Raw genomic sequence first — 3678 nt, 5'->3', positions numbered from 1 at the left:
GCGCGGGACCGGCGGCGCGCGGCGCGGGGATCTCCTGACGGACCCGGGCGGCCAGCACCGCCCGCCGCTGCCGGGCCGTGACCAGCCGGCCGGACAGATCCTGGTACGCGAGCCGGGCCGCCTCGACGCGCGGCACCAGCTCGATGATCTCCCGGTCCAGCCGGACCACCTCGGCGGCGGGCGGGTAGGGCGGACGGCCGCAGCCGCGGCATCCGGCGACGAGGTCGGCCGGGGCGCCGCAACCGGGGCAGGGGTAGCCGGTGTTCTCCACCCGGCCAGCTTCGCGGGCGGCGGGGCGGACGGACAGAGTAGGAGTACCTAGGGCCGGGTCTGCTCGCGCACCCAGGCGGTGTAGCCGGGATTGCCGCTGTCCTCCCGGCTGACCAGGATCTCCGGCACCTCGTAGGGGTGGTTGGCGCGGAGCTGGTCGACCAGGCCGTCCACCCGGTCCGGCGCGGTCTTGAACCGCACCTGCCACTCGGCGGTGGTCTGGATCGCCGACTGCCACCAGTAGGTGCTGTCCACCGGACCGCCGACCTGGGCGCAGGCCGCCAGCCGGCCGGCGACGGCCGCGGCCGCCAGCACGTCCGCGACCCCGCGGGCGTCCACCACAGTCGTCACCACGCAGATCTGCTCCACGAGCGCACCCTACGCGGCCCGCTGCCACCACGCCGAGCAGGCGCGGGGAAACAGCTCAGGCGTCCACGGTGCCGTTGCGGTTGTCCGCGATCCACCTGTCGATGCGGGCCCACCAGTCGAACAGCCAGTCGATGCGTTCCTGCTTGCCGGCCGGGATCTCCTCCGGCGGCACCGACCAGAACCGCATCACGATCCGCTTGTCCATCGGCAGCTCGCGCCACACGTCCGCGACGGTGAGCATCTGGTCCAGCCCGGTGTGCGCCACGAAGATCACGCCCGCGTCCGGCGCGGCGTCGAGCGCGGCGAGCAGACCGCCCGGCTGCGGGGCGAGCACGTGCCGCATCCGCTCGGCGCGGCGCGCCATCCGTTCCAGACCGAGCGACCGCAGCCGGTCGATCGCGCGCTGCCGGCGCGCCGGGGTGAAGTTGCCGCCCTCCGGGAAGATCACGAAGGCGTCGTCGTCATCCAGGCCGGTGGCCAGGTGCCCGACCTGCCGGGCCACCGACTCGCGCCCGTCCGGCCCGGCCGCGATGAACCGGTTGGGCAGCCGGTTGAGCAGCACGTCGATCGCCGGGTCCCACTGGAGGGTCTCCTTGAGCACGATCCGGGGTTCCCGGTTGAACCAGTTCACCAGCGCGTGGATCAGGATGAACGAGTCGCCGGGCCCGGCGTGCCGGCAGACCACCAGCTCGGGGCGGCCGGGCAAGGCGGTGTCCGGGTCGGTGCCGACCACGTCGATGCTCAGCCGCAGCGTCCAGCGGGCCTGCCAGAACATGATCCGCAGGAACCAGCCCGCCAGCACGTAGTGGGCCCGCTGGAAGGCCGGCGCGCGCTTGTACACGCCGAAGCCGGAGGCGAGCCAGAGCAGGAACAGGGCGAGCAGCGCGGCGGCGTCCCAGACCAGGTAGACGGTGCCGATCCAGAGCAGCCGCAGCGGGCGCAGCCGCCCCGGCACCAGCGGGGACGCGGCCAGCGCCAGCAGCGCCCAGCCGGGCAGCGTGGTCACCACGAGGAAGGCCAGCAGCACCACACCAGGGGCGAGCACCAACCGGCGTAGCCAGCGGGGTGGCAGCGGCATTCAGCGCTCCAGCGCGGTGTCCAGGTATCGGCGGGAGGCAGTGTACGCGCGACTGATCCGCCGTCCCACCGCCGCCGTGTCCCGGTACGCCCACGGGCTGTCGTCGCGCGGCTCCAGCCCGCCGGTGGGCAGCACGTGCACCTCGACGTCCTCGGGCAGCGCCGCCATCTCCCGCGCGAACCGGTGCCGGCGGGCGATCTCGAACGCCACCTGGGCGATCTCCCAGGGGCGGCGCGGCGGGGTCAGCTCGCGTTCGATCCGGCCCACCTGGAGTACGAAGATCTGCTTCGCGCCGAGCAGCACCGCCTCGCCGACCGGGATCGAATTGACCACCCCGCCGTCGATGTAGTGCTGGCCGTCGATCTGGGTGGGAGGCAGCAGCCCGGGCACCGAGGCGGAGGCGAGCACCGCCGGCACCAGCGGTCCGGTGTGGAACCAGTGCTCGGCCGCGCGCTCGATGTTCGCGGCGCAGCAGCGGAACGGCACGGCCAGGTCGGCGAACGTGGTGTCCTCGCCCAGCGCGCTCTCCAGCAGGCGGTACAGCGGGCGGGGCGAGTGCAGGTGGGTACGTGCCGCGAACCGGCGCAGCTGCCGGGCGACCGAGTCGCCGTACACCTCGCTGGCCTCGGGCGACGCCCAGAGCCGGACCAGCCGGTCGGTGACCGCCTCGGTCGGGTCGGCGGCGACCAGGGCGCCGTTGACCGCGCCGATCGACGTGCCCAGCACCATGTCGGGTTTGATCCGGGCGCGGAACAGGGCGCGCAGCATGCCCACCTCGACCGCGCCGAGCACTCCCCCGCCGCCGAGCACGAACGCCACCGGACCTGCTGCCATGCCGTTCATCCTGGCACGCGGCCCACACCCGGCCGGCCGGCCGCCCCGCCCGTGACCGGACCGTCACGCGACACCGGCCCGAGTTGTGACGCAGCGCGATCGTCAACCGGACGACTGTTGACAGGTCAGACACATTCCCGCAACCTGATAGCGCTCCCGAGCCCAGGCAGGTGCGAGCTGATGGCGACACTCCAGGCCGGCCGTCTGCTGGCCCGGCGGTACCGGCTCATCGACCGGATCGGTGCCGGTGGCATGTCGGTGATCTGGCGTGCCCGCGACGAGGTGCTCGACCGGATCGTGGCGGTCAAGGTGCTCGCTCCCTCGCTCGCCGCCGACGCCCGGTTCCGCGACATGGTGCGCGAGGAGGCCCGCTCCGCCGCCCAGCTCGACCACCCGCACGTCACCGCCGTGCACGACTACGGCGAGACGGTGGCCCCGGACGGCTCGATCACCTCGTTCGTGGTGATGGAGCTGCTCAGCGGCGAGGAGCTGGAACACCGGCTCACCGAGGGTCCGCTGCCCTGGCCGGCGGCGGTGGAGACGGGCGCGCAGGTGGCCGAGGCGCTGGCCGCGGCACACCGGCTCGGCATCGTGCACCGGGACGTGACCCCGGCCAACGTGATGATGACCGGCACCGGCGCGAAGGTGCTCGACTTCGGCATCGCCACCCGGATCGGCGCGCCGGACGACGACGAGGACGGCGGCACGTTCGGCACCCCGGCGTACGTGGCGCCGGAACGGCTCGACGGCGCGCCCGCCCAGCCCGCCACCGACGTCTACTCGCTGGGCGTGCTGCTGTTCGAGACGCTGACCGGGCACCCGCCGTACCCGGCGGAGACCTGGGAGCAACTGAGCGCGGCCCTCGCGGACTGTCCGGAGCCCACACTGGACGACGTACCGGGACTGCCCGGTCCGGTCGCGGACATCTGCCTGCGCTGCCTGGCCCGCGACCCGCGCCGGCGGCCCACCGCGCACCGGGTCGCCGCCGTGCTGCGCGACCAGTTGCTGCCCGCCGACCCGCAGGCCGCCACCATGCTGGCGCCGACCATGACGCTGCCCGCGCTGACCTCGCCGCCACCGGCCGGCCCGGAACCGGCCGGGCCGCCGACCTCGGGCCCGGCCCCCGC

The 3678-nt window shown here is 74.3% G+C and carries 5 protein-coding genes; 1 reads left to right on the top strand and 4 read right to left on the bottom strand.

The window, feature by feature from the left end:
* The 4 genes from AC2CHG_RS30500 to AC2CHG_RS30485 all read right to left on the bottom strand — a co-directional run.
* On the bottom strand, positions 1-271 hold a 271-nt coding region (locus AC2CHG_RS30500; protein WP_484526109.1), incomplete at its 3' end, for a hypothetical protein.
* A gap of 47 nt (positions 272-318) precedes the next feature.
* Positions 319-639, bottom strand: coding sequence for a divalent-cation tolerance protein CutA (cutA, locus tag AC2CHG_RS30495; protein ID WP_484526108.1), 321 nt, complete (start codon positions 637-639; stop codon positions 319-321).
* 55 nt (positions 640-694) lie between these two features.
* Positions 695-1717: a 1-acyl-sn-glycerol-3-phosphate acyltransferase gene (locus AC2CHG_RS30490; RefSeq protein WP_262013914.1), complete on the bottom strand. Its 1023-nt coding sequence runs from the start codon at positions 1715-1717 to the stop codon at positions 695-697.
* The gene (locus tag AC2CHG_RS30485; RefSeq protein WP_135241860.1) at positions 1718-2551 is read right to left on the bottom strand and encodes a patatin-like phospholipase family protein; all 834 of its coding nucleotides are present in this window, start codon (positions 2549-2551) and stop codon (positions 1718-1720) included.
* A gap of 180 nt (positions 2552-2731) precedes the next feature.
* Here AC2CHG_RS30485 and AC2CHG_RS30480 point away from each other — a divergent pair.
* Positions 2732-3678 (top strand): serine/threonine-protein kinase (locus AC2CHG_RS30480; protein WP_484526107.1); only part of this gene is annotated, 947 nt, incomplete at its 3' end.

Source organism: Micromonospora sp. ATLC20, from assembly GCF_057196585.1.
This window is presented reverse-complemented; position numbering and strand designations above follow the sequence as displayed.

Coding starts and splice junctions, on each gene's coding strand:
- AC2CHG_RS30490 (WP_262013914.1), bottom strand. CDS start 1,717: ATGCCGCTGCCACCCCGCTGGCTACGCCGGTTGGTGCTCGCCCCTGGT.
- AC2CHG_RS30485 (WP_135241860.1), bottom strand. CDS start 2,551: ATGGCAGCAGGTCCGGTGGCGTTCGTGCTCGGCGGCGGGGGAGTGCTC.